The following is a 22,204-nucleotide window of genomic DNA, read 5'->3' on the forward strand; positions in this document are numbered from 1 at the left end:
ATGTCGCTGGGAGGTGGCAATGCAGACAAAGCCCTCGATGCGGCTTTCAACCCAAGATGCCGACTTTGAAGCGTCGTTCACCCGTCTTCTCGCCGCTAAACGAGAAGACGCGCCGGACGTCCGCGCTGCCGTCGACGCGATCCTTGCTGACGTGCGTGAGCGCGGCGATGAGGCGGTTTGTTCATACACAACCCGCTTCGACCGCCACGAAGTTACGCCCGATAACCTGCGTGTGACGGACAAAGAAATTGACGACGCAATGGCTACGGTCGACGCCGATGTCATCAAGGCGCTCGACCTCGCCGCCTCCCGCATCGAGTCTCATCACCGACGCCAGATGCCCTCGGACGATGCGTACTCGGACGACCTGGGCGTTCGGTTGGCGTCGCGCTGGACACCGATCGATGCCGTTGGACTGTACGTTCCTGGCGGAACGGCGAGCTACCCATCCTCCGTCCTCATGAATGCTGTACCAGCCAAGGTCGCTGGAGTAGCTCGCGTTGTCATGGTCGTCCCAACGCCCGATGGCGTTACAAACCCGGCAATCCTCGCTGCTGCAAGGCGCGCCGGCGTTGATGAGATCTACCGGATCGGTGGTGCGCAGGCTGTGGCGGCGCTCGCCTATGGCACCGAAACAATCGCGCCGGTGTCCAAGATCGTCGGCCCAGGAAACGCTTACGTAGCAGCGGCGAAGCGAGCGGTCTTCGGCACAGTTGGGATCGACATGATTGCGGGCCCTTCCGAGGTTCTGATCATCGCTGATGCGACGGCGAACCCCGATTGGGTGGCCGCCGACCTTCTTGCTCAAGCCGAACATGATGTCGCTGCCCAATCCATTTTTATCACGCTTCACGCCGAACTTAGCGAGAAGGTCGCAGAAGCGGTCGATCGTCAGCTGACGAGCCTGCCACGGGGTGAAATTGCTGGACGCAGTTGGCGCGACTATGGCGCAATCATCACCGTTGAATCGCAGGAACAAGCCGTCTCACTTGCTAACCGCGTTGCTGCGGAACACCTCGAACTTGCGGTAGCCGATCCAGAGGCACTTCTACCGCACATTCGCCACGCCGGAGCCATCTTCCTTGGCCACCATACCCCGGAAGCTATCGGGGATTACGTTGGTGGCTCAAACCATGTTCTGCCCACCGCGCGGTCCGCGCGGTTTTCGTCGGGGCTGTCGGTTATGGACTTTATCAAACGCACATCTGTCCTCGCCTGCGGGCCGGACGCCCTTGCTGCACTTGGCCCAGCCGCCATCACACTGGCCGAGACGGAGGGGTTGACGGCGCATGCCCGTTCCGTTGCGATACGGACCAACCGTTTCTGATCGCCCGCTTTGTTGGCGGCAACCCATCAGCTGAGCCCGATCCGCGCGTGACCGATACCATGACCGCTGACTTCAGAACCTCCGATCGGCTGATGGGCGTGGTGATCGACGAGGTGTCGATCGGACGCTCCAACCCAGCCGTTGACCATGAGCGGCAGGTCGCAATCCACGATCTCATCGAAGAGAACAGCTTCGCGCTACCGGGCCATGACAAAGGACCTTACTGCCTTAACCTTGCGGTGGTGGAACGGCGTCTGGTGTTCGATGTTCGCAATGAGGCGAACAGTGAGCCAGTCGCGGCCCACATGCTGGCTCTGTCGCCTTTGCGTCGCGCTGTGAAGGACTACCACATGATCTGCGACAGCTATTATGAGGCGATCAAATCAGCCAGCCCGCGGCAGATCGAAGCAATCGACATGGGGCGACGCGGCCTCCACAATGATGGCTCGACGTTGCTCATGGAGCGGCTTGCCGGCAAGATTGAGATGGATTTTGAAACCGCTCGCAGGTTGTTCACGCTTGTATGCGTTCTGCATTGGAAAGGTTGAGGGCTCAGGGTGGCGGCCCATCCCGACCAACTCCATGATGAGCCCAGCTCAGTCCTGTTTGCCTGCTCCATGAACGCCGTTCGTTCGCCAATCGCCGAACGGATCGCAAAGCATCATTTTCCAGGCCGCTTTTACATTCAGTCCGCAGGTGTGCGGGCCGGCGAACCCGACCCTTTTGCGATAGCCATCATGGAAGAAATGGGCCTCGAAATGGGCCGGCACCGGCCGCGTACCTTCGAAGACATCGAAGACAGCTTCTTCGACCTGATCGTCACACTAGCTCCCGAGGCGCATCACAAGGCACTCGAGTTGACCCGAGATCAGGCCGTTGATGTCGAATACTGGCCTACAATGGACCCCACGCTGGTCCAGGGCAATCGAACGGCGATTCTGGATGCTTACCGGAGCATGGCCAACGGGCTGCTCATGCGCATGCGCAAGCGCTTTGCACGATCATAGCTGGTGACACGCGTAGCGGCCGCTCTCGGCTGGGGTGCCCGAGCCTTCACTTTGCTGGGCTTTTCGGATACATCGCGCTGCAGATGTATATGGGCTCGCTAATAAGGCTTGCTCCACAGGATAGGAACCGAATGACGAAAGAAGAAGTACTTGAGTTTCCCGGCGTGGTCACGGAGCTGCTGCCAAACGCGACATTTCGCGTCAAGCTTGAGAATGAACACGAAATTGTCGCCCACACGGCTGGGCGGATGCGCAAGAACAGAATCCGTGTTCTCGCTGGCGACAAGGTCCTTGTCGAAATGACCCCTTACGACCTTACAAAAGGTCGCATCACCTACCGGTACAAATAGGCTCTCCGTCCAATTGATTTGCCAGCGTAGCAATTATGGTAATGCCTCAGCATCCCCGCTCATCTGGTGAATTGCAGTGTCGCTAACCTCCCCCGATCCGTCGGATGTTCCACTGTTGGTGTTGGCGTCAGCTTCGCCGCGGCGACTGTCTCTGCTGGAACAGATTGGCTTGGTTCCCGACCGACTTGAACCGGCCTATGTCGACGAGTCACCGCAGCGCCTGGAGCTGCCGCGCAATCTGGCGTTACGTCTTGCAAAAATGAAGGCCGTGACGGCGCAACGGCGACTGGCGGTCGAAGACAATTACCGTGGCGCACTTGTGCTGGCCGCAGATACTGTTGTCGCAGTTGGCCGCCGCATCTTACCGAAAGCCGAAACAAAAGCGCAGGCTGAGCGTTGCCTAGAGTTGCTGTCAGGGCGCGCGCACCGCGTTTTCACGGCGGTTGCCGTCGTTGATCCAAATGAAAAGGTTGTCACCAAAACGGTCGAAACCCGCGTGCGGTTCAAACGCCTGTCGCGCGTCGAAATTGCGGCCTACCTGACGACGATGGAATGGGACGGAAAGGCCGGAGGTTACGCTATCCAGGGTAATGCGGGAGCGTTTGTCGTGCAGATCGTCGGCTCTTACACAGGGGTTGTGGGTCTGCCGCTATACGAGACAGCGCAACTGCTAGCCGGACGCGGGCTGCCCATAACCGAAAGTTGGGTGCAGACTTCGCCCGCTTCAGTGGATGTCTGAGGCATCAATCGATGGCTGCACGCTCGAAACCTTGTCCGATCTGCGAACGCCCCGCAACGAAGGCCAACGCACCATTTTGCTCGGACCGGTGCAAGCAGGTCGATCTCAACCGCTGGCTTGATGGAAGCTACGCCATCCCAGCCGCTGAGAGCGATGCACCCGATGCTGAAGACTATGCGGCAAGCGTGCATGATGATCCAATTGTGAACGCGTCTGTTCGTTCGCGGCCAACGAAGCACTGACCGTTCGGCGTGAAACGCGGGTGGGTTCGTCCTAAGCCCTTTCTGCCGCGCGCCGCGCATGCCCAAAGCAAAAGACCATGCTTAACCTGTCTTTAAGCTCAACTGTGGCTATTCATACTACAACTTTAGATTGAATAATCACACAGAGCATCTTGAGGTGTAGGCATGCTTGAGCGAATTTCCCTGAAAACGATGATTGTCGCTGGCTTCACTTGCACGCTTGTCTTGCTGGTACTTCTGGCAGCGGTGGCGCTACGCGGCAACGCGATCATTGGCGCCGACTTTACCGATTATCGGCAAGCCGCCCGCGAAGGTTTGCTGATGAATGAGGCCAATGCCGCGCTGCTGGAGACCCGTTTGGCGGTCACGCAGTTTCGTATGACGCATGACATGGCGCGCGCGGATGCCGTACGGGCGTCACTAGACAGTCTTGACGGCATCAAGGCGCAGGCAGACTCCATCATCACCGAGCCTGCAGTGATTGAGCGGCTCGAACAGCTGCGTGCGGGGGTCGGGCACTATCGCGCCGCGTTTGAAGAGATGATGCAGGTTCATCAGGAGATGGCAGTTCTCACGCCGGAGATTTCAAATGAAGGCCGAGCCGCGCGTTCGGCAATCAGCGAAATCATGCAAAGCGCCTATGCCGATAATGATGCCGAAGCGGCCTATCTTGGCGGGGTGCTACAACAGAATATCATGCTCGCTCGGCTGTATGCCGATCGCTATCTTGCGACCTCCTCACCTGATCACCTCGAACGCGTCTCGCTTGAGCGTGAACGGGTGCTTGAAGCAGGCGCAACCTTGTTGCGGGCCCTCCAGAATCCGGCCCGTCGCTCGCTTCACCGTCAGTTCATCGATCATTTCAACCGCTTTTCATCCAGCTTTGACGATGCGGCAGCGTTATTGCAGCAGATGAACGCCATCAAGAATGAGCGACTTAATATCCTCGGTCCGCAAGTCATGGCCGGCTATACAAGCTTGCTCCGCGCGGCAACCGATACCCAGAACACGCTTGGGCCAAAGGCAGCGTCCGAGATTGCAAGCGTCAGCCGTACGACGGTCATTCTTACGATTGTTGCGTTGGCGATTGGCGCCCTCGCCGCCTACCTTATTGGGCGGACGATCACCAAAGCCCTATCGGCTGCTGTTGGCCGGATGAGTGCTCTGGCGGAGGGTTCACTAGACATCGAGATTGAGGGCGACGCGCGCGCCGATGAGTTGGGCGACATGGCCCGAGCACTGCGCATCTTCCAAACCAATGGTCATGAAAAGGTGCGCCTTGAGACTGAGCAGGCGGCGCAAGCCGAACGCGCGGAGGAGGAAAAACGGGCCTCGATGAACGCGTTGGCGGATGGCTTTGAAGCCTCCGTGAACGAGGTCGTCGCAGCAGTGTCAGCGGCTGCGGAGCAAATGCTTGGCTTGGCGCAGGCCATGAGTGAAGCCGCTGACCGCGCCAATCATCGGTCATCGGCGGTCTCAGCGGCGTCCGAAGAGGCTTCAACGAATGTTGAGACCGTTGCGGCAGCATCTGAAGAGATGACCAACTCGATTGCGGAGGTCTCTGAGCGTATCAGTCAGTCAGCAACGATGACGGACGACGCCGCACGCGGAGCCGAGCGCGCAACCTCTACTGTGTCGCAACTGTCGACGAGTGCCCAAACCATCGGCGACGTGGTCAGGCTGATCTCAGACATTGCGGAACAGACCAACCTGTTAGCCCTCAATGCGACCATCGAGGCAGCACGTGCAGGTGAGGCAGGCAAAGGCTTTGCAGTCGTCGCATCGGAAGTCAAAAGCCTCGCAAACCAAACCGCAAAAGCGACAGAACAAATCTCTAACCAGGTGAACGGCATGCAAGGCGACACCAATGCTGTCGTCGACGCTATCAGCTCCATCGGCAGCATGATCAGCGAGCTCAACACGACGGCGTCGTCGATCGCTGCAGCCGTCGAAGAACAGCATTCGGCTACCCAGGAAATTGCGCGCAACACCCAACAGGCTGCTGACGGTACCCGCGAGGTTTCTTCGAATATCACAGAGGTGTCTACGGCCGTTATGGAAACCGGTGAGGCGGCCCGGGAAGTGCTCTCGGCGTCTTCCCAATTAGCCGGTGACGCAGAGCGATTGCGCGACCGGATGCGCGCGTTCCTTGAACAGGTTCGCGCCGCCTAAGTCCGGGCCTGACCATCAAGGGGCGCCGCGTGTCGAAAAGATGCGCGGCGCTGTTTTTTCTGCACGCTGATTTCTGTTGGTATCGGTGTTGCACCGCCCAACGGCCCGACCTATAAGACCGCTCGTGCCGCTTCGCAGGCGCGTGCCCAGGTAGCTCAGTTGGTAGAGCATGCGACTGAAAATCGCAGTGTCGGTGGTTCGATCCCGCCCCTGGGCACCATTCATTTCCGAACCTCAATGTTTACAGTGGGTTGGGTGGCGATTTTGTCCCACCGTCTGCCACCACGTCGAAAAGTGGGACACTTTTGTCCTACTTCCGTTCCGCCGTCATGCGCTTCAGGGCGCTTTCCGCGCGGGTCTTCTGACTGGCGGCACGGGTGTAGCGGGTGACTTCCTTCGAAGTCCGGTGGCCCGTAATCGCCATGATCTCGAATTCGGTGCAGCCCATTTCGGCGAGCCGCGCGGCGGCGGCCTTGCGGAGTCCGTGGACAGAGCATTGGGGCAGCCCTGCTTCGTCGCACCACTTGCGGAAGCGATTTCCGAAACCGTTCGACGTGAAGGGCCGATTGAACGCCGTCACCAGGAACGTCAGGTCCCCTGTGGGGCTGGCGTCGATGATCCGCTGAAGGTCTTCCACGATGGGGATTTCCTGACGGACAGGCGAGCGGTTCCGGTTCTTGTGCTGAGTGAAGACCAGCCACCCGTCGCGGACGTGCTGTTTGCCCAGCGTCACCAGATCGGAACGCCGCTGGCCCGTGTAGAGCGCCAAGGCGAGCGCCAGACGCGCCATTGTCCCCACCGGATGCGTCTCTTCGAATTTCTCAATTTCGGCCAAGGTCCAAGAATGGAATCCATCTGCATTCTTCGGGCTGAGATATTCGATTTCCGTCGCCGGATTCCGATCATGCAGATCATAGCGGACAGCGAATTTGTAGAGTTGGCGAAGCGCCTTCACCATTCCATTCGCAGCTTCAGGGCGGTCCATCATTTCGTCGCGCCGCGCCCGGATGTGCTTCGGCTGAAGCATCGCGAAGGGCTTGTCCCCGTCGTTCTTGTGCTGACAGAAGCGGCCCAGGATTCCCCGGCGGACCTTCTGGGTCCGGGGGTCCAGTTCCCGAAACATGGCGGATTTGAAGTATTCAGCGCAGAGGAACCGCACCGAACCGGGCACCAGATGCCCCACCTTGGGCGCAGTCTTCGCCTTTGATTCGCCCGCGAAAGCGGTCTTGTAGGCCGCCAAGAATTCGGGCGAGCCAACAGGGCTGGGAAGCCTGATTTTCTTGCCGTTCCGCCGGAAATACAAACGGACGTTGCCGTGGCGATCCACGTCTTCGACGACGTATTTCAAGCGTATCTTCATAGCGTCCCCGGTCATCTCAATCGTCCCAGGGATTGTCGTCTATGTCGCCGTCACTCGGCAAGGCTTCAAAGAATCTGTCCAGAGCGCGCACGTCCCAGACCTTCCGCCCGTCGATCCTCTTCGGCTTTGGCATTCGCCCATCGGAAACCATTTCGTCGAATTTCGTCGGGCCGACGCCGACATAGCCCGCCGCCAGGACACGCGACAATCCCCGCTTCGTGGGCGGAAGGACTGCCGGTTCCCGGCTTTGGGTATGGTCGGCGACGCCCATCGGGGGAGCGTCAGAAGGTGCCGTTGAGACGGACGCCGACGCTCGCCGCGCCGTTGCCCGCGACGGACACGGCGACGCCAACTTTCGTGTTGCCGCTCGCCGTCGTCGTCACCAGCCCGTCGCTCGACCGCCAGTAGACGGCAGCGCCCAGGTCGAAGTCGTCGGCGGCCACCTTGGGCATGTCGAAGACGCCCGCCGTCACCAGGACCAGCGGTTCGCCGATGGCAGCATCGCCCGACGCGATGCCGAAGAGGTTGCCGATCTTCACGCCGTCCCCGCTGGTGGCAGCGGCGGCGGCGGTCACGGTGATGTTCTCACCGGCTTGGACGAAGTTCTTCATGGTCACAGTCCTTTCGAAGTCTGGAATCGGATGGTGTGCGGGGGCGTCCGTGCCCCCGCGACTTGGGCTTCGAGGTCCGCGACATACCGCTGAAGGTCATTGCGGCTGACGGGGCGAAACTCGATTTTCTCGCCGTTCTGGTCCGTGACGGACACCGCTTGGGTGCCGGTCAGAAGCTGGTGAAGCGCCTCTTGCGCCTCTTCCAGCCGCTCTTGGGTGGTCAGGACGGCCATGGGTTACGCGCCCGGAATCTGGTGCGCGCCGCGCCAGTCCAGCCAGCCCGCGCCGAAGTCCAGGAAGGCGCGATACTTCATGCCCAGCGTGTCCCAGGCTTCCGTCCGCTGAATCTGGACGCCCTGGGCGGACGACAGGTAGGCGTATTGCATCGCTGCCAGCCGCGCCGGGTCCGCGAAGACATACCACGTCCCCGCCGGAAGGCGCGGTTCCACCAGAAGAGTGAGCTTCCCGCCGAAGGGGTTCACGGCGCCCGTGGTGGACGGCTGGATCGACGCCAGCACCCGTTCCGCTTCGGTTTCGAGGTCCGCGCCCACCAGAAGGAAGCGGGGCGCGGCGGCGATGATGGTCTTGCCGTCCAGGCCCTTGCGGGTCCGCATGGCTTGCCGCGCTTCGGTCAGGGCGTCCACGTCGGGGGCGCTCGCCGTGCCGATGTTGTCGCGGCTGGCGTCGAAGACCGGGTTCCCGTCCGACAGGTTCGGGTTGCCGGTCAGAAGGTCCACCAGAATGTCGGCTTCGGTCTGGGCCGCCGCTTCGCCCAGGGCTGCCGTCATGTCCCCCAGAAGGCCCAGATCGTCGTCGATCATCAGCTTCCGGGACACCGTGACGCCGCGCGCGAAGGTCTTCAGGCGCATCGTCTCGCCGTTCTCCGCGCGGCTGGTGTGGGTGATCTCGCCGGACTCGGCGAGTTCTTCCAGGCGGCCCATTTCGCCCAGGCGGATCGACGTGGACTCCTTGAAGTTCGGAAGCGTCCGCTGGCGACAGAGCCGTTTCAGCGGCGACTCGGCGGCCCGGTAGGTGTCCAGAGCCACCTTGCCCATGGCGTTGCTCACGGTCAGGGGGAAGTCGCTGGTGGTGTGCTCACCGGCCCTCGTGAACACTTCGTCCGCCGACATGCCGCGCGTGGACACGCCCGCGCGGGTGAGGGAGTCGACGGCCATGTCCCGAAGGCTGAGGTTCAGGAAGGGCCGAACCTCTTCGGCGGGGTCCCCGCCCGCGCCCATGCGGAAGGCCAGCGCGTCGGACTGGCGGCGGGTGATCGTCGCCGGGTCGTCGTTCGCCGGGGCATGGGACCGGATGATCGGGGCCGCACGGCGACGCTCTTGCAGGGCGTCATAGACCTCGGCCTTGGCCCGCGTCATGTCCGCGCCCGCGTCGATCAGATCGTCCGCCACCTGGGCGTCCAGGCCAGCGGTGCGGACAAGAGCGCGGATGTCGCGTCGGCGGGTCGTTTCGAGTTCCGCCGCATCCGGCGAAACCGTTTCGATGATGTCGTCAGGCATGGGGGACTCCTCTTTTTGCCGCAGACGGGCGGACGGGTCCGCCGGGTTCGAGGTCAGGGTGACTTCGGTGATCTTCCAGGCGGTGGGCGACTTCACCCGTCCCGCGCTGGTCTGTTTCTCGGTCCATCCCGCGACTCGGTAGCCGATGCTGACACCGCTGACGGTTCCGTCCGCGATCCGCTGCACCACGGGCGCAGCATCTTCGGCGGCGGTCATCTCCAGAACGGCGGTCACGGACCCACCTTCCAGAGCGACAGACCGAACCCGCCCCAGGGTGTCACGCACCGTCGCGGTTCGGTGACTGTCCAGGACCGGCAAGCCTTCGGCGGCGGACAAGTCCAGCGTGTCCGCCGTCAGGATTTCGAGGAACGGGCCGCGCGCATCGCGACGGCGCACCGGGGACGGCGTGGCGATGACCGCCGAAACCGTTCGGGCGTCGGGGTCCCAGGTGTTCGAGCGCGTCGGCGCGGCCCGCGTCAGGGTGTCAGTCGTCATGGGCGGACTCCGGGGTGTCGGCGGGGCCAAAGGTCAGCCCAAGGTCGCGTTCGCGGGCGCGGTCGGCGGCGATCTCTTCGTCCAGATCGTCCGCGTTCCAGCCCAATTCGTTGATGGCCTTCGTTCGGCTGGTCAGCCCCAGGGCCAGTGCCTCTTTGACCGCCGCCAAGTCCTTCTGGGGGTCCACTTGCATCGGGCGGGGCATGATCCATTCCGCCGCCAGATCGGGCGTCAGGTCCAAGCGCCCGGACAGGACTTCGGTGACGATCCAGCGTCGCCAGACAGGCCGCAGGAATTGCGGGACCAGCGTTCCGTATTGCGCTTGCTCCACGCGCGCCCGGAAGGGCAGCAGGCCCGCCCGAAGGGACGAATAGTTCGCATTGGTCAGGTCGCCCGACAGAAGGTGTTCGGGAAGTCCTAGGGCGGCGGCGAGCGCTTGAAGGTTCATCCGCAGGAACGCGGGCGAGTCCTTGGCTGCGTCGGGCGCGCTGAATTTCACGTCCACGCCAGCAGGCAGCACCTTCAGGGTTCCGGGTTCCAGGCCGGTATCCATGATGTTCCCGGCTTGCTCGCCGTCGAAGGGCAGCGCGCCCGTCGAGTTCAGATCGGTCAGGAAGCCCGCGAACATGGCGCTAGTCTTCACCCCCACCAGAAGGGCGTCCATGAGCTGGTCCAGTTCGGACGCGGACAGAACCGCCGGGGCCAGCCATGACAGGCCGCGAACCTGCCCCGCGCCTAGGGGGCGCATGATGTGCAACACGTCGGCGGCGTCGAAGCGGATCGACGGGGCGTAATCGGTGAAGGTCGAATGCGGGCGGTGGGGAAGTAGCCAATAGGCGACGCGGCGGCCCTGGGCGTCGAATTCCACGCCGCCCGCAATCATCCGCCCGCCGCCCAATTCGGCGGTTTTCGCTTCGTCCAGTTGTTCGGGCGCGACGACTTGAAGGCGCAACCCGTCCGTGTCGTCATGGACGATGACCAGAGCTTCCCCGTCCACGATCAGGTGACGGGCAATGTCGCGCTGAAGCCCCCAGAAGTCCGACCGCCCCGCCGCGTCCGCGTCGTCCGCCCAGGTCTCGAATGCGCGGCTTGCGGTGCGTCGCGTGTCGGCGTCATCGGCGCGCGGTGTCGGGCGTATTCCGGCACCCACCAGTGCGGCGGACCAGTTGTCCACGCCGTTGGCCAGGAAGGGGTTATTCGTTGCCAGATACCGGGCGCGGGACCGCGTGAGCGTCGCACCTGCCGCGACTTCCGGGTTGATCGGCCCGAAGGTGCCCATGCCCCCGCCACGCCGCCCACCAGCCGCCGCGTCGATCATTCGACGGGCGGTCGGCGGACTGGTCCGAAACAGTTTCGGCAGGCGAAGGCGAAGGGCCACGGCTAGTCGCTTTCCAGGGTGTCGAGAACAGGTTTTGCAAGTGTCGTTACGGGCCAGATAAGAACCTGCGTTGCGCCTTCAGCGGGTTCCGCTTTTTGAACGCTTGCGTCCCCCATGAAGGCGGGGTTCTGCGGAAACGGAGAGGGGATGTGCTCAATACGAGCGAAGATCGGTTGACCGGATTTGATCGAAGCCAGATTTCGTTCAAACATCGGTTGTCCGGTCGCGCTCTTCACCTTCCGTAGTTGAAGGTTCAACAACTCGATTGTTCCCCAACTGACGCCGTTCAGGCTGGCGGCCAAAGCGACAACGGCGAACGCGCAATCCGCTTCGGTGAAGGTCATGGTTTTCCCCTGGGAACGGGGATTGGTGCTACAGATTAGCCCTTTGTCTCGGAGCATCCGCGCGCGGTCATAGATGCGCTGACGATCATCGTCGTTTTGATCGACGCCCCAGTTTTTCCAGTAGGCGTCGGCAATTTGTCGAAGGGTGTAGTTCATGGCGATCTCCCCGGTGTAGGCAAGGCGACCATATCACTTGCAAAGTAGATTCGCAAGTTACTTGCAAAATCACTGCGCAAGACCTACACTGTCTCCCACAGTGCGGCTCATCACCGGGCTGTCCTTCTCTAAATGAGTCGGGGGGCAGGTCTTCCAGGGTTTGCCCCCCGGCAACTCGAAAGCCTCCCCCATGCACCGAACGGACGAACACAGGGCCAAGGCCCGCTGCTACACAAAAGCCGCCCGCCGGGGGTTGTCCTTCAGGTCCTGCTGGGACGTGAAGCGTGGGGTGTCGAGATACCACATCGTCCGCGACGGGGATTTCGAGGTCTGGTGGGCCGATCACATCGGAGACGCTGAAGCCTATCTCGACAAGGCCCCGCCCAGGTTGTGGACCGACTAGCTATCGAATAGGTCCAAATCGACCTTTGAGAGCAGCCAACCAAACGGGAAATGTTGATTTGTGAAGCATTGGTCACAGTCTAGGCGCTCGCCGATGAAGAGGCGCGGTGCATCCGCCTTCTTGATACGAAGCTGAGCCTCACAGACCGGACACTGCATGAATTCGGCGAAGTTCGAATTCACAAAGTTCGTCATCCGAGAGCGGCCCTTGGTAAAGAGAGCTTCATATGCACCAAGGGAAGTGAACAACATCCAATTTTGGTATTTCTTGCTGGGTTCTCTCATCCGTCCATACAATTCAATCTGCATGATATGAAGAAAGAGAATCAGCATTGCTAGTTGGGCATATGTCCCACCGGCATAGATGTCTTCATCCATCGGATTCTTGAAGATGAAATTGAGGTTATAGTCTTCGGTCTGGTTTCTTCGAAACTCCGTCACTAGGTGCGTAGCTTTATCGAAAAGCCCTGCAAAACCTAGATCGTTCTGAAAGTTGAAAACGGTGTCATAGACCGCATCGGGGTTTGTGAAGCTGCACCCCCGGCTCGCCTTCATGGCGGCCTCAAGCAGAGCCTTTATCCCTGCTTCGTCCAAGTCCCTCCGATTCAGCAGGTTCTTTGCGTCAGACTTCATCTGGTCGAAGAACGCCACTTCGTCCGCGCACATCTGAGCGACGATCAACATGCCTTCTTTCAGGGGTTTACGAAGGAGGGAGAAAGCGACAGTAAATTTTCGCTTCTCCAGCGCCCGAAGAGCTTCGTAAATGAAGTGGAGCATATCAGAAAAAAGCGCATTACAGACGTGATTTACGACCGCGCGCCTTTCTAAGTCCCCGCGTCCCGACTTATCCAGAAACTCCAAGATATGGATGCCGCTTGCCAATAGGCGGCGATCTTCTTCGGACTCGATCTCAAATTGAATATGCCCCGCCTTCTGGATTTCCATTTGCACAAGCAGCGCTGCCATGAGGTCGTGCAGGTGGAAGCAAAATTCGTGCTGCGCCCTATACTTTTCCGGGATGTTTTGTAGTCTGTCCGGGTCGATCAGTCCGATTGTCTTCAAATCATCACCCTCCAAGCCAGCGTGACTTAATGACAGTAGGTCTATTCGGAGTCGCAGCTTTGGTCGAGACTTCCGCTTCACGTCGTTCCAGGTCCACGCCCACCAGCGGGCGCACGGCGAGCGCATAGACCATGCAGTCCAGCGACTCGGCCCGTCGCCCCGTAATCCGTTCCCAGACGCGCACGGGCGCGCCCCGCTTGTAGCGCACCAGACGGCGTTCGCTGGCCAGTTCTTCGAAGAACCTGTCTTCCAGGCTATCGCTGAAGCGCACCGTGCGCCCGCGCGACAGGTGCGACGCCAGCGTGGCCTTCAGCCCGTCCACGCCCAGGATGAAGAGCCGGGACCCGCGCGTTTCGCTGGCCTTGATCGACGGGCGCGCGCCAGGTGCCCCCTTAATGGCCACGATCCGGCGAGCGAAGCGCGGGCGGCAGAAGGACATAACCGGGTCCATGGTCTCGCCGTCCCCGGCGTCGATTGCCACGGCGTCCATGCGTAAGGTCCCGCCGCCAGGGTGCGGCCACTGTCCGCAAAGGAAGTCGTCCAGTTCCGCCCAGGTGTGATCTTCGTGGGGAGTGCCCCAGATGACATGCTGCGCCAGAACGAAGAAGTCCGTCTTCCCGTGTCCCAGGATCACGATTTCCAGGCGGTCCCGCTGAACGTCGACTCCGGCGGTCAGGACCAGCACGTCCGGGGGCAGTGCGTCCAGCCCGAACCGTTCCCGCCGCGCGGCCAAGGCGGCTTCGTCGATCTCTTCCGCCGCCTCTCGCCAGCCTTCGGCCAGGATCGTGTTCACGAAGGTCTGTAGCTGGTCCGGGTGCGCTTTGGCCGCGATGAATTCCACCGCCAGCTTGCCCCAGGATGCGTTCGCCAGCGTGGACACCAGGGCGTTGAGCCGGAAGCCCGCGTGGCATTCGATCTCGGGGCGCGTCGCTCGCCATGCCCCGGCTTCGACCATGGCCGCCTTGTGCGTCTCTGCGATCAGGGACTCGCAATGGGGGCAGCGGAAGGCCGCCGTCTGGGGCTTGTCCGGTTCCCATTCGATGTGCCGCCATTGGATTTCGGTGAAGGCCCCGCAGTCCGGGCACGGGACTTCGAAGACGCGGGCGTCGCTCTGGGCGTAGGACCGCAGGACGTTGGACGTGTCCAGAAGCGTCGGGGTCGATCCCAGGATGATCTTGCGGTTCGCGAAGCTGAGGGTCCGCCGTTCGGCCAAGGTGATCGGCGAGCCTTCGGCGGACGGTTCCATCGCGTCGGCTTCGTCGATCAAGAGAATTCGCACGTTGTGGCGGCGCAGGTTCCGGGGGGATTTGGCGGCGACGATCTTCAGCGACCCGCCTGGGAAGCGGCGGGACAGAAGCGTGGACCGCCCGGACTCGTCAGCGTCACCAGAGATGAGGCCGCGCAAGGCCGGGGTCGCGTCGAAGATCGGTTCCAGATCAGAGACGACGTAATCGCGGGCGTCGGCTTCGGTGGGTAGTAGGGCCAGAATCGGGGACGGCTCATTCGCAACGTAGCTGGCGAGTGCGCCAGTCAGAAGCGTCGTGAACCCGACGCGCACGGGCTTCACCAGCGTCACACGCTCCACCAGCGGGTCGCTGATGGCCTCTGCAATGCCCCGCTGATAGGGCCAGAGGGTGACGCGCCCAGGTAGGGCAGAGACGCCTTCAGGAAGCCGCATGTGAGCTTCCATCCAATCGCCCAGGGACAGGCGCGGCGGGGGCTTCAGGGCGGCCAGCGCGCGGCCTCTGGCGGCGGTCAGGGTGTCAGTCGTCATGGCTGGCCTCTTCGAGCGCGTCGCGGACTTCGCGGTCGATCATCTGCACGTCATGGGCGGTCAGGTGCCCAAGACGCTGTTGCACCCGCGCGGGGATGGCGAGCATGGCGGCGCGCACGTCCCGAAGGACCGACGCCCAAGCGGCTTCCACGTCCGCGACGGGGACCAGCGCCGCACGGGTCTTGGCGTTGGCCAATTCGATCTTCTCGGCATTGGCGCGGGCCAGCCGCAGCTTCTCGGCATTCAGTTCGGGGTCCGTCGTCGTCCGCCCCTGCCGCGCGTCTCGAAGGTGGGCGGCATAGGCGAGGATGGCGGCCCGCAAATCGAACCGCTTGTCGTCCGTCCGGGGGATGACGCCCTGACGGGCCAGCCGGTGAACCTGGGTCCCGTTGACGCCCAGCCATGCGCCGACTTCATCCGCGCTCACCGTGTCCGCGTCGGCAGGTTCGGGGCCGCCGCCCAGGACGGCTTCAATGTCCGGGTCATAGGCGGTCATGCGTGTCCCCCATTCCAGGATTTCTTGAAATTCCAGAGATGCTGAAATGCCCCTGCGCGAGTCCCAGATTCCAGAATTTCTGGAAAGCGTGGAAAGCCGGGGCTCCGCGCCCCCCGCGACGCGCCACGCCCAGGAAGGACCCGCGCGGCATGTCCCCGGTCCCTGGGATTTCCAGAGTTTCCAGAGATTGCCAGAATGCTTCTGGTTCACGGGGCAGCGGGTGAGACAACGAGACAGCCCCTAAAGGGGCTTGTCTCGGTCTGTCTCGCCTCCCGCCGCAATGCCGGGGTGAGACAATCGAGACTTGTCTCGCCTTTGTCTCGGTCTGTCTCGGTTTCACGGGTCCGTCTCCCCTTCGTCCAAGTCGTCAAAATCGTCCGTCAGATCGTCCCCCGTTCGCACCAGGGACACTTTAGACTCGGCCAGTTCGATCACGTTCTTCCGCACAAGTTCTCGCAATGCCCTGTTGAACGTGTCCTTACGGCTGGCGGGACGATCCGAAGTTGAAACTGAAGCGTCGTTTATGGCCGCGTCCCGAAGGGCCGTCCTGTCCACACTTGCCGCGCCGTTCGCTAGTCGTCCGACGACCGCCATGACCGCCCGTTCGGTGGGCGACAAACTGGGCGTCGTCTTGGCCGCCCCAGGGGGCAATTCGTCCGCGAACGCCGCCTGAATTTCGTCGCCGTCGTCGTCGGGGCCGAACCCGTGAACGCCGATGGTGAAGGCAATGTCCAGATCGCACGGGCCGTTGCGGTTCTTCGTCAGTCTGCCCCGGACTATCCCGTTCTGGTCCTTCGCCGTCAGGTGCAAGGCCATGTCGAGCGCGCCGTTCAAGACGCTATGGCCGCGCGGCGTGTTGCCTTCCGCCTTCGTCCCGTGGTGGACCAGAATGACCGCCGCGCCCCACTTGGTCAGCGCCCGCGCGACGGCGACGACTCGGCCCATGCCCTTCGCGTCGTTCTCTTCCAGCCCAGGGAAGGTCATGGCCAAGGTGTCGATCACGATCAGGCCGGGACGGTCCCGCTTCACCGCGCGCCGCAGTTCCTTCAGATCGGGCGCGTCCTGGGCGAAGAGGTTGGACACGCCGCCCACCAGCTTGAAGTCCTGGGCGCTGCCATGGGCGGCCCTGAGCGCCCGCACACGCCAGCCCATGCCCGCTTCGTCTTCGGCGGCCACATAAAAGACGGACGCTTCTTTCGTCCGCAGTCCGAACGTCTCGCGTCCCTGGGCGACGGCATAGCCGATGCTGGGGGCGATCAGGCTCTTGCCCGCCCCAGGGTCGCCGAAGATGCAGCCGATTTGCCCAGGCGCGATCAGGCCCTTCACCACATAGCCTTGCGGGGCTTCAGCGGCGCATTCGTCGGGCGTCCTGAAGGTGAGCTTCCCAGGCTTCGCGGGCGTAGGGTCGTCCAGGCCCAGGATGCGGGCGATCTCGCCATCCAGATCGTCGTCGGCGTCCAGGTCGTCGAAGTCGTCTTCATTGACTTCCGGGTCCGGGGGATAGCGCGGGACCTTGCGGCCCGTCTTCCGTCCACTCTTGATCGTGGCCAGACAGGCTTCCTTGCCGTCTTCCTTCAGCAGCCCGTTCGCCGCGCAGGCGGCCAAGAGCCGGAACCCGACTTCGTTCGCGTCCAGCAGCCCCAGGGCTTCGACGCCGCCCAGGCGGAAGGCCGCGTCGTTCAAGGCATGGTTGCGCCCGCCGGGTTCTGCGTCTGCCAGGGCCGCGCACACGTCGTCCAGTTCCCGCCGCGCCCAGGCGCGGTCATGGTCGCTCGCGTCCGGGGCCATGGGCTTCACCGGCTCTTCCGCGCGCCGCATGGGCTTCAGCGCGTCGGGCCAGTCGGGCAGCCCCAGCACGTCGTCGGCGATATGTGTGTCCAGAACTTCGAAGACGCCCTCTCCGTTGACCGCGCCCATGGCGTGGACGTAGCCGCCTTCGCCCCGCACATCGACTCCGTCTGCGATCTTCGACGCCGAATTGGTCAGGCCCTTCCGGTGCCGGAAATAGATGTGACTTCCGCCGCTGGGCGTCTGGACGCGGACATGGCTCAGGGCGTCGGGGTCAAGCCCCAGGGACCGAAGGGCAGCGTGGCCGTCTTTCCCATTCTTCATGTCCACGTCCAGGACGCTCACGCCGCTTTTCGCGCCCGTTGGCATGGCAAACATGGCGTCGGGCCAGCGGTCCCACCAGCGGCGCACCTGGGCGGCGTCCGCCGTCGCCGCGTCCTTCCACTTCACCAGCGGCTTGCGGTCCTGTGACACCGGGAAAACAGGGATACCAGCGCGGGCGAGCTTCAGCGCGGCGGCCATGTTGGGGTTGCTCTTCGGTTGTCGAGTGTGGTATTCAGATACCGCGCTGGTCATGCTTCTTCTCTCCGGTTTGGCAGGACCCGCGTGAGTCCCAATCGGTCTTGCCGCCGTCCAGGTCATCCCCCTGGGCGGCGGTTTCCGTTTCAGGTCGATTGTCGTGAGTTGGCGGGGCTTTTTGGTGGGACACTTTTCCCGAAAAACCCTGAGAAATCATGGGACATTTTGGTGTCCCACTTTCCGTTATCTATCTGATTTTTATAGGTTTCTGCATTCCGCCCCTGGGCACCACTTTTCAGAAAACGGCAGCTTGACCCTGTGGGCCGCAACCTCAACTCAGTCTTCGCGGGCCGCGTGCTCGGTCACAGCTCCCATTCTGTCCCGTGGCCCATATGAGCTATCGAGGCCTCAGCGTGTATTGGCGTCAGGCCAGCCCATGGATCTGATGGCGATCGCTTCGAGGTCGTTCCAAACGCCAGGAGCGGCTCCAAGAACCGGGCCCGGTGCCTGATCGGCGGCGAAAGGCTGGATGACGCCTCCCGCCTCGTCGATCATCAAGAGACCTGCGACCGCATCCCAGCTGTTCATTTCTGGCTCAATGTAGCCACCTAGACGCCCCGCAGCCACGTTGGCCAACATATTTGCGCCCGAGCCGTTGCGGTAAAACATGCCGCCGCTGGCGAGCAGCCCGTCCATGATCGAGGTTACCACCGCACGATCCGCACGATCGTTCGCGCCCACAGCGACCAGAACTTGATTGATGCGCTTCGATGGATCGAGCTTGAGCGGAGAACTGTTCAAGCGTGCGCCCTGCCCCTTTCGGGCGGCGAAGTGCTCGCCAATGCAGGGAACCTCGATAATGCCGACCAGCGTTTCCGACCCCTTGGCCACCGCGATGACGACACACCAGTGCGGCAGTCCCATCAGAAAGGGGACAGTTCCGTCAATCGGATCGATGATCCACGTGTAGCCGCTTGAGCCCGAAGCCGCGCCGCCCTCTTCGCCCACGATGCCATCATCCGGAAAGGCCGCTTTGATCCCATCACGGATGAGGTCTTCGACGGCACGGTCAGCTATGGACACCAAATCCAAGGCGCTTGCTTTGGTTTCGATCTCGAGGCTGTCTCGGTTGGAGTAATAGTCAAGCGCGAGCTGGCCAGCACGTTTTGCCAGCGCTGATGCCAGCTGCTCGCGCGCGGCGACGGGGTCGGTCATCGGCAAGTCAGTCCTCGTGAACCAAGATCAGGTCTTCAGGGTCCAGCGCCAGGGATACGGCGTCCCCAGCATCAAAGCGAGGCTCCGAAATCGGCCGGGAAATGAGAAACTCGATCCCCTCATCCTGAACCGCATATTCAACGCGGCTTCCCAGATAGGTGGCCGACAAAACCTCAGCTGCCCCACCCGCTACAAGGCCTACTCGCTCGGGCCGAATGGTTGCTGTTACTGCGCCATCGGGCGCATCAACTGGAAGATGAAGATGAGCCGCGCTGAATGTACCGCCATGGACATGACCATGGATAAGGTTTGCGTCCCCGATGAAGTCGGCGACAAACGTCGAGGTCGGATGTTCGTAAAGCTCGGTGGGCGTACCAATCTGGGCGATCTTGCCCATCTTCATCACAACGATGTGGTCGGAAACTGCAAGCGCCTCTTCTTGATCGTGGGTGACGTAAACGGCCGTCAAACCGAAACGCTGTTGCAGCTCACGAATTTCAGCGCGCACTTTTCGGCGCAGCTTTGCATCAACATTTGATAACGGTTCATCGAACAGCAGGACATCGGGCTGCTGAACGATGGCGCGGGCAACCGCAACGCGCTGTTGCTGACCACCCGACAGCTCGGACGGCAGGCGTTCGTGTAAGCCACCCAAACCAACTTGCTCAAGAATATCCCGCGCCTGTTTTTGCGCGTCTGCCTTGGTAACGCGCCGGATCGTCGGGCCGTAGGCAACGTTGTCCAAAACGCTCATGTGCGGGAACAGAGCATAGGATTGGAACACCATTCCGACATTGCGCTCCGAGGCCGGGTCCCGGCTGACATCGCGGCCGGCGATCTTCACCTGCCCTTCGCTCGGTAGCTCCAAACCAGCGATGAGCCGCAAAGACGTCGTTTTCCCGCAACCTGAGGGCCCCAGAAATGTCACCAGTTCCCCCTTCTGGATGGAGAAGTTGATGCGGTCGACGGCAGTGGTTGCCCCATAGCGCTTGACCACGTCGACGAACTCGATGGCGCTTTCAGTCATGAAACGGCCTTCACTCTGCAGGAACGGCGGTCGAAGCCGCATCATCTGATGGCGGCGAGCGCCCCTGCAGTTCCTTGCGTCGGCCCAGCTTGCGGGTGCCGACAAGCAGCTGAATGAGCGCAACGCAGACAATCATCACGATCATCAGCGTGGCCGAATAGGCAATAGCCAGTGCGTACTCCCCAGCCTCGACGCGGCCCATAATGTATGCGGTCGCCATGTTGTGGCGCGCCGAAACGAGGAATATCACCGCCGAAACCGCCGTCATTGCCGTCACGAACGAATAGACCAGTGCCGTGAACACGGCAGGCTTGATGAGCGGGAGGACGACCCGCCTCAAGGTCGTCAGGCCGCCACCGCCCATGGTTTGGCTCGCCTCCTCCATACTTTTGTCGATCTGCGCCAGCGCGGCGAGCCCCGCGCGCATACCAACCGGCATGTTGCGGAAGACAAAGCAGATAACGAGGATTGCCGCCGTCCCGGTCATGTCAACCGGTGGCACGTTGAAAGCCGCAACGTACGAGACGCCGACCACGGTGCCGGGGATCGCGAAAGAGAGCATGGTACCGAACTCAAATGCTCGGCGGCCGGCAAAGTCTTGCCGAGCGACGAGCCAAGCCGTCAGGATGCCCACCAAAGTTGTCAGTGGAGCGGCAAGGCCTGAAACCCAAAGGGTCGTCAGCATGGAGTCCCATGCTGAACCGAACAGGCGCAAACCTTCCTCGTTGATCTCGAAGCGGAACGCGGTGACCAGATGGTTGAAGGTTGGTGTCAGGTCCCAACGACCGATGTCGGTGACGAAGCCGCCGGCGGCGACAATAATGTAGACCGCCAACGTGAACACGACCCAGGGGATAACGACGGCGAATACACCGATTTTGAGGATCGGAGGCAACGGCGCCGCGAGGCCAGCGTCCGACTTACCGGTCACCGTGACGTAGCTTTTGTTGCCCATCCACTTCATCTGCAACCAGAAGGCGATGAGCGTCAGGCCCAGAAGGATCATGGCAAGCGTCGCCGCGTTGCCCAGATCGTAGCGCGCACCGACAACGGCGAAGAATATTTTCACCGACAGAACTTCGAAGCCACCGCCCAAAACGATTGGATTACCAAAGTCGGCGAGGCTCTCGATAAAGGCCAGCAGGAATGCCGCCGCTAAGCCCGGTCGCAGCAGCGGCCAGGTGACCGTTCTGAAAGTCTTCATGGACCGCGCACCGAGCGTGCGCGCCGCTTCCTCAAGCGTAGGATTGATTGCTTCCAGCGTGGATAGAAGAACCAGAAAGGTGATGGGCGCGAACGCGAGAACCTGCGCCATCAAAACGCCGGGCAATCCGTAGACCCAGCGCGATGGCCTTACGCCCAGAAGATCCGCGCCCCAGCCCGTGACCAGCCCTGTGCGGCCAAAAAGGACAATAATGGCGACGCCGACCACGAAGGGCGGGGTAATGATCGGCAGGATAGAGACCGCCCTTAGGGCCCGCTTCATGCGGAAATCTGTGCGGTTGACCAACAGGGCGAGCGCAAGGCCAAGTGCCGTCGCAAGGGTCGCCGACAGGACTCCCAGTATCACGGTGTTGACCACAACGCCGCACCGCAGGCCGCTATAAAAACACGCCATGCCCCAGAGTTCGGGTGCAATCAGCCGTTCGACGAAAGTCACCAGCGCCAGATTGCCATCAACGTCGATGAAGGCGGCGAGCCCAAGCTTAAGGATCGGAAAGAAAACAAAGGTCGTCAGCGCGGCGACGATGCCGACGATCGCGAGAGACGCGAAACGTTCGCCGCGGCAAAATCCGCGCGCGGCGAAGATATCGGACAGGAGGCCTACAAGCATGGCGCCTGCGATGAAACCGCCCCACCCAAGGCCGGTTTGACCTTGGAGTGCATCGGGAAACACGCCGCCCAACCAGGCAGCATTCGGGCCGCGAAGGCCAACGGAGAACGCCTGCCAAATATAGAGGGCAATCGCCGCGACCACGAGACCCAACGCAGCATCACTTGCCTGCCATTTGCGGCGTGTCGCCAGCAAGCAAAGCGCCGCGATGACGGCAAGCATAGGCCATAACCAGCCGTGACCGCCTAGCGCTTCAGAAAGCGCCGAGGTCGCCGGTCCCGCCCAAAGTGCCTGCGCCTTGTACCAAGGCAACAGAACCATCGACGCCACGAGTGCACCGAGCCAGATTGCTCCGGCTCGGTCCGATGTTATGGTTCGCGTTTCCACCT

At 61.9% G+C, this 22,204-nt stretch carries 21 protein-coding genes and 1 tRNA gene; 8 read left to right on the forward strand and 14 right to left on the reverse strand.

The features are described 5' to 3' along the window. Positions 1–37: 37 nt before the first annotated feature. From hisD to AAF739_01550, 8 genes are all read left to right on the forward strand, one after another. Positions 38–1,327 (forward strand): histidinol dehydrogenase, encoded by a 1,290-nt coding sequence (hisD, locus tag AAF739_01515; protein MEM6381323.1) that lies wholly within the window; start codon positions 38–40, stop codon positions 1,325–1,327. A gap of 59 nt (positions 1,328–1,386) precedes the next feature. Beyond that, positions 1,387–1,875: a UPF0262 family protein gene (locus AAF739_01520; GenBank protein ID MEM6381324.1), complete on the forward strand. Its 489-nt coding sequence runs from the start codon at positions 1,387–1,389 to the stop codon at positions 1,873–1,875. 9 nt (positions 1,876–1,884) lie between these two features. Continuing rightward, positions 1,885–2,334 carry a low molecular weight phosphatase family protein gene (locus AAF739_01525; protein MEM6381325.1) on the forward strand — a complete coding sequence of 150 codons (450 nt, stop codon included), beginning with the start codon at positions 1,885–1,887 and terminating at the stop codon, positions 2,332–2,334. Positions 2,335–2,465: 131 nt separating this feature from the next. Beyond that, positions 2,466–2,684 (forward strand): translation initiation factor IF-1, encoded by a 219-nt coding sequence (gene infA, locus AAF739_01530; GenBank protein ID MEM6381326.1) that lies wholly within the window; start codon positions 2,466–2,468, stop codon positions 2,682–2,684. Between the two features lie 76 nt (positions 2,685–2,760). Next, a complete protein-coding gene (locus tag AAF739_01535; protein MEM6381327.1) occupies positions 2,761–3,423 on the forward strand; it encodes a Maf family nucleotide pyrophosphatase in 663 nt (220 codons plus the stop codon). Positions 3,424–3,434: 11 nt separating this feature from the next. Further along, positions 3,435–3,665 (forward strand): DNA gyrase inhibitor YacG, encoded by a 231-nt coding sequence (gene yacG, locus AAF739_01540; protein MEM6381328.1) that lies wholly within the window; start codon positions 3,435–3,437, stop codon positions 3,663–3,665. 165 nt (positions 3,666–3,830) lie between these two features. After that, positions 3,831–5,837 (forward strand): HAMP domain-containing methyl-accepting chemotaxis protein, encoded by a 2,007-nt coding sequence (locus AAF739_01545; protein ID MEM6381329.1) that lies wholly within the window; start codon positions 3,831–3,833, stop codon positions 5,835–5,837. A gap of 144 nt (positions 5,838–5,981) precedes the next feature. Further along, positions 5,982–6,057, forward strand: a tRNA-Phe gene (locus tag AAF739_01550). 90 nt (positions 6,058–6,147) lie between these two features. Here the strand turns inward: AAF739_01550 and AAF739_01555 are convergent. The 14 genes from AAF739_01555 to AAF739_01620 form a co-directional block, all read right to left on the reverse strand. After that, positions 6,148–7,185 (reverse strand): site-specific integrase, encoded by a 1,038-nt coding sequence (locus tag AAF739_01555; protein MEM6381330.1) that lies wholly within the window; start codon positions 7,183–7,185, stop codon positions 6,148–6,150. A gap of 28 nt (positions 7,186–7,213) precedes the next feature. Then, positions 7,214–7,468, reverse strand: coding sequence for a hypothetical protein (locus AAF739_01560; GenBank protein MEM6381331.1), 255 nt, complete (start codon positions 7,466–7,468; stop codon positions 7,214–7,216). A 10-nt stretch (positions 7,469–7,478) separates the two neighbouring features. Beyond that, entirely contained in the window at positions 7,479–7,808 is a 330-nt protein-coding gene (locus tag AAF739_01565; protein MEM6381332.1) for a DUF2190 family protein, read from the reverse strand. Between the two features lie 2 nt (positions 7,809–7,810). Further along, entirely contained in the window at positions 7,811–8,041 is a 231-nt protein-coding gene (gene gpW, locus AAF739_01570; protein MEM6381333.1) for a gpW family head-tail joining protein, read from the reverse strand. A gap of 3 nt (positions 8,042–8,044) precedes the next feature. Further along, a complete protein-coding gene (locus AAF739_01575) occupies positions 8,045–9,820 on the reverse strand; it encodes a prohead protease/major capsid protein fusion protein (GenBank protein ID MEM6381334.1) in 1,776 nt (591 codons plus the stop codon). Beyond that, positions 9,810–11,099, reverse strand: coding sequence for a phage portal protein (locus AAF739_01580; protein ID MEM6381335.1), 1,290 nt, complete (start codon positions 11,097–11,099; stop codon positions 9,810–9,812). The genes AAF739_01575 and AAF739_01580 overlap by 11 nt, the downstream gene beginning before the upstream one ends. Positions 11,100–11,200: 101 nt before the next feature. Beyond that, the gene (locus AAF739_01585; protein MEM6381336.1) at positions 11,201–11,698 is read right to left on the reverse strand and encodes a hypothetical protein; all 498 of its coding nucleotides are present in this window, start codon (positions 11,696–11,698) and stop codon (positions 11,201–11,203) included. Positions 11,699–12,097: 399 nt separating this feature from the next. Then, on the reverse strand, positions 12,098–13,162 hold the full coding sequence (locus tag AAF739_01590) for a hypothetical protein (protein ID MEM6381337.1): 1,065 nt from the start codon (positions 13,160–13,162) through the stop codon (positions 12,098–12,100). 4 nt (positions 13,163–13,166) lie between these two features. Next, the gene (locus tag AAF739_01595) at positions 13,167–14,936 is read right to left on the reverse strand and encodes a phage terminase large subunit family protein (GenBank protein ID MEM6381338.1); all 1,770 of its coding nucleotides are present in this window, start codon (positions 14,934–14,936) and stop codon (positions 13,167–13,169) included. Then, the gene (locus AAF739_01600) at positions 14,926–15,432 is read right to left on the reverse strand and encodes a terminase small subunit (GenBank protein MEM6381339.1); all 507 of its coding nucleotides are present in this window, start codon (positions 15,430–15,432) and stop codon (positions 14,926–14,928) included. Before AAF739_01600 ends, AAF739_01595 begins: the two co-directional genes overlap by 11 nt. 336 nt (positions 15,433–15,768) lie before the next feature. After that, positions 15,769–17,796, reverse strand: a complete 2,028-nt coding sequence (locus AAF739_01605; GenBank protein ID MEM6381340.1) for an AAA family ATPase — start codon at positions 17,794–17,796, stop codon at positions 15,769–15,771. Between the two features lie 351 nt (positions 17,797–18,147). After that, positions 18,148–18,954: an inositol monophosphatase family protein gene (locus AAF739_01610; protein MEM6381341.1), complete on the reverse strand. Its 807-nt coding sequence runs from the start codon at positions 18,952–18,954 to the stop codon at positions 18,148–18,150. A 7-nt stretch (positions 18,955–18,961) separates the two neighbouring features. Beyond that, positions 18,962–19,981, reverse strand: coding sequence for an ABC transporter ATP-binding protein (locus tag AAF739_01615; protein ID MEM6381342.1), 1,020 nt, complete (start codon positions 19,979–19,981; stop codon positions 18,962–18,964). A gap of 10 nt (positions 19,982–19,991) precedes the next feature. Beyond that, positions 19,992–22,202: an iron ABC transporter permease gene (locus tag AAF739_01620; protein ID MEM6381343.1), complete on the reverse strand. Its 2,211-nt coding sequence runs from the start codon at positions 22,200–22,202 to the stop codon at positions 19,992–19,994. Between the last annotated feature and the right edge of the window lie 2 nt (positions 22,203–22,204).

This window comes from Pseudomonadota bacterium (genome assembly GCA_039024915.1).
GTDB lineage: Bacteria > Pseudomonadota > Alphaproteobacteria > Rhizobiales > MH13 > MH13.

What these genes read in the sequence shown, in the direction of transcription:
- hisD (MEM6381323.1), top strand. Translation starts at nt 38, where the DNA reads ATGCGGCTTTCAACCCAAGATGCCGACTTTGAAGCGTCGTTCACCCGT.
- AAF739_01520 (MEM6381324.1), top strand. Translation starts at nt 1,387, where the DNA reads ATGACCGCTGACTTCAGAACCTCCGATCGGCTGATGGGCGTGGTGATC.
- infA (MEM6381326.1), top strand. Translation starts at nt 2,466, where the DNA reads ATGACGAAAGAAGAAGTACTTGAGTTTCCCGGCGTGGTCACGGAGCTG.
- yacG (MEM6381328.1), top strand. Translation starts at nt 3,435, where the DNA reads ATGGCTGCACGCTCGAAACCTTGTCCGATCTGCGAACGCCCCGCAACG.
- AAF739_01545 (MEM6381329.1), top strand. Translation starts at nt 3,831, where the DNA reads ATGCTTGAGCGAATTTCCCTGAAAACGATGATTGTCGCTGGCTTCACT.
- AAF739_01560 (MEM6381331.1), bottom strand. Translation starts at nt 7,468, where the DNA reads ATGGGCGTCGCCGACCATACCCAAAGCCGGGAACCGGCAGTCCTTCCG.
- AAF739_01565 (MEM6381332.1), bottom strand. Translation starts at nt 7,808, where the DNA reads ATGAAGAACTTCGTCCAAGCCGGTGAGAACATCACCGTGACCGCCGCC.
- gpW (MEM6381333.1), bottom strand. Translation starts at nt 8,041, where the DNA reads ATGGCCGTCCTGACCACCCAAGAGCGGCTGGAAGAGGCGCAAGAGGCG.
- AAF739_01575 (MEM6381334.1), bottom strand. Translation starts at nt 9,820, where the DNA reads ATGACGACTGACACCCTGACGCGGGCCGCGCCGACGCGCTCGAACACC.
- AAF739_01580 (MEM6381335.1), bottom strand. Translation starts at nt 11,099, where the DNA reads ATGGGCACCTTCGGGCCGATCAACCCGGAAGTCGCGGCAGGTGCGACG.
- AAF739_01585 (MEM6381336.1), bottom strand. Translation starts at nt 11,698, where the DNA reads ATGAACTACACCCTTCGACAAATTGCCGACGCCTACTGGAAAAACTGG.
- AAF739_01595 (MEM6381338.1), bottom strand. Translation starts at nt 14,936, where the DNA reads ATGACGACTGACACCCTGACCGCCGCCAGAGGCCGCGCGCTGGCCGCC.
- AAF739_01600 (MEM6381339.1), bottom strand. Translation starts at nt 15,432, where the DNA reads ATGACCGCCTATGACCCGGACATTGAAGCCGTCCTGGGCGGCGGCCCC.
- AAF739_01605 (MEM6381340.1), bottom strand. Translation starts at nt 17,796, where the DNA reads ATGACCAGCGCGGTATCTGAATACCACACTCGACAACCGAAGAGCAAC.
- AAF739_01610 (MEM6381341.1), bottom strand. Translation starts at nt 18,954, where the DNA reads ATGACCGACCCCGTCGCCGCGCGCGAGCAGCTGGCATCAGCGCTGGCA.
- AAF739_01615 (MEM6381342.1), bottom strand. Translation starts at nt 19,981, where the DNA reads ATGACTGAAAGCGCCATCGAGTTCGTCGACGTGGTCAAGCGCTATGGG.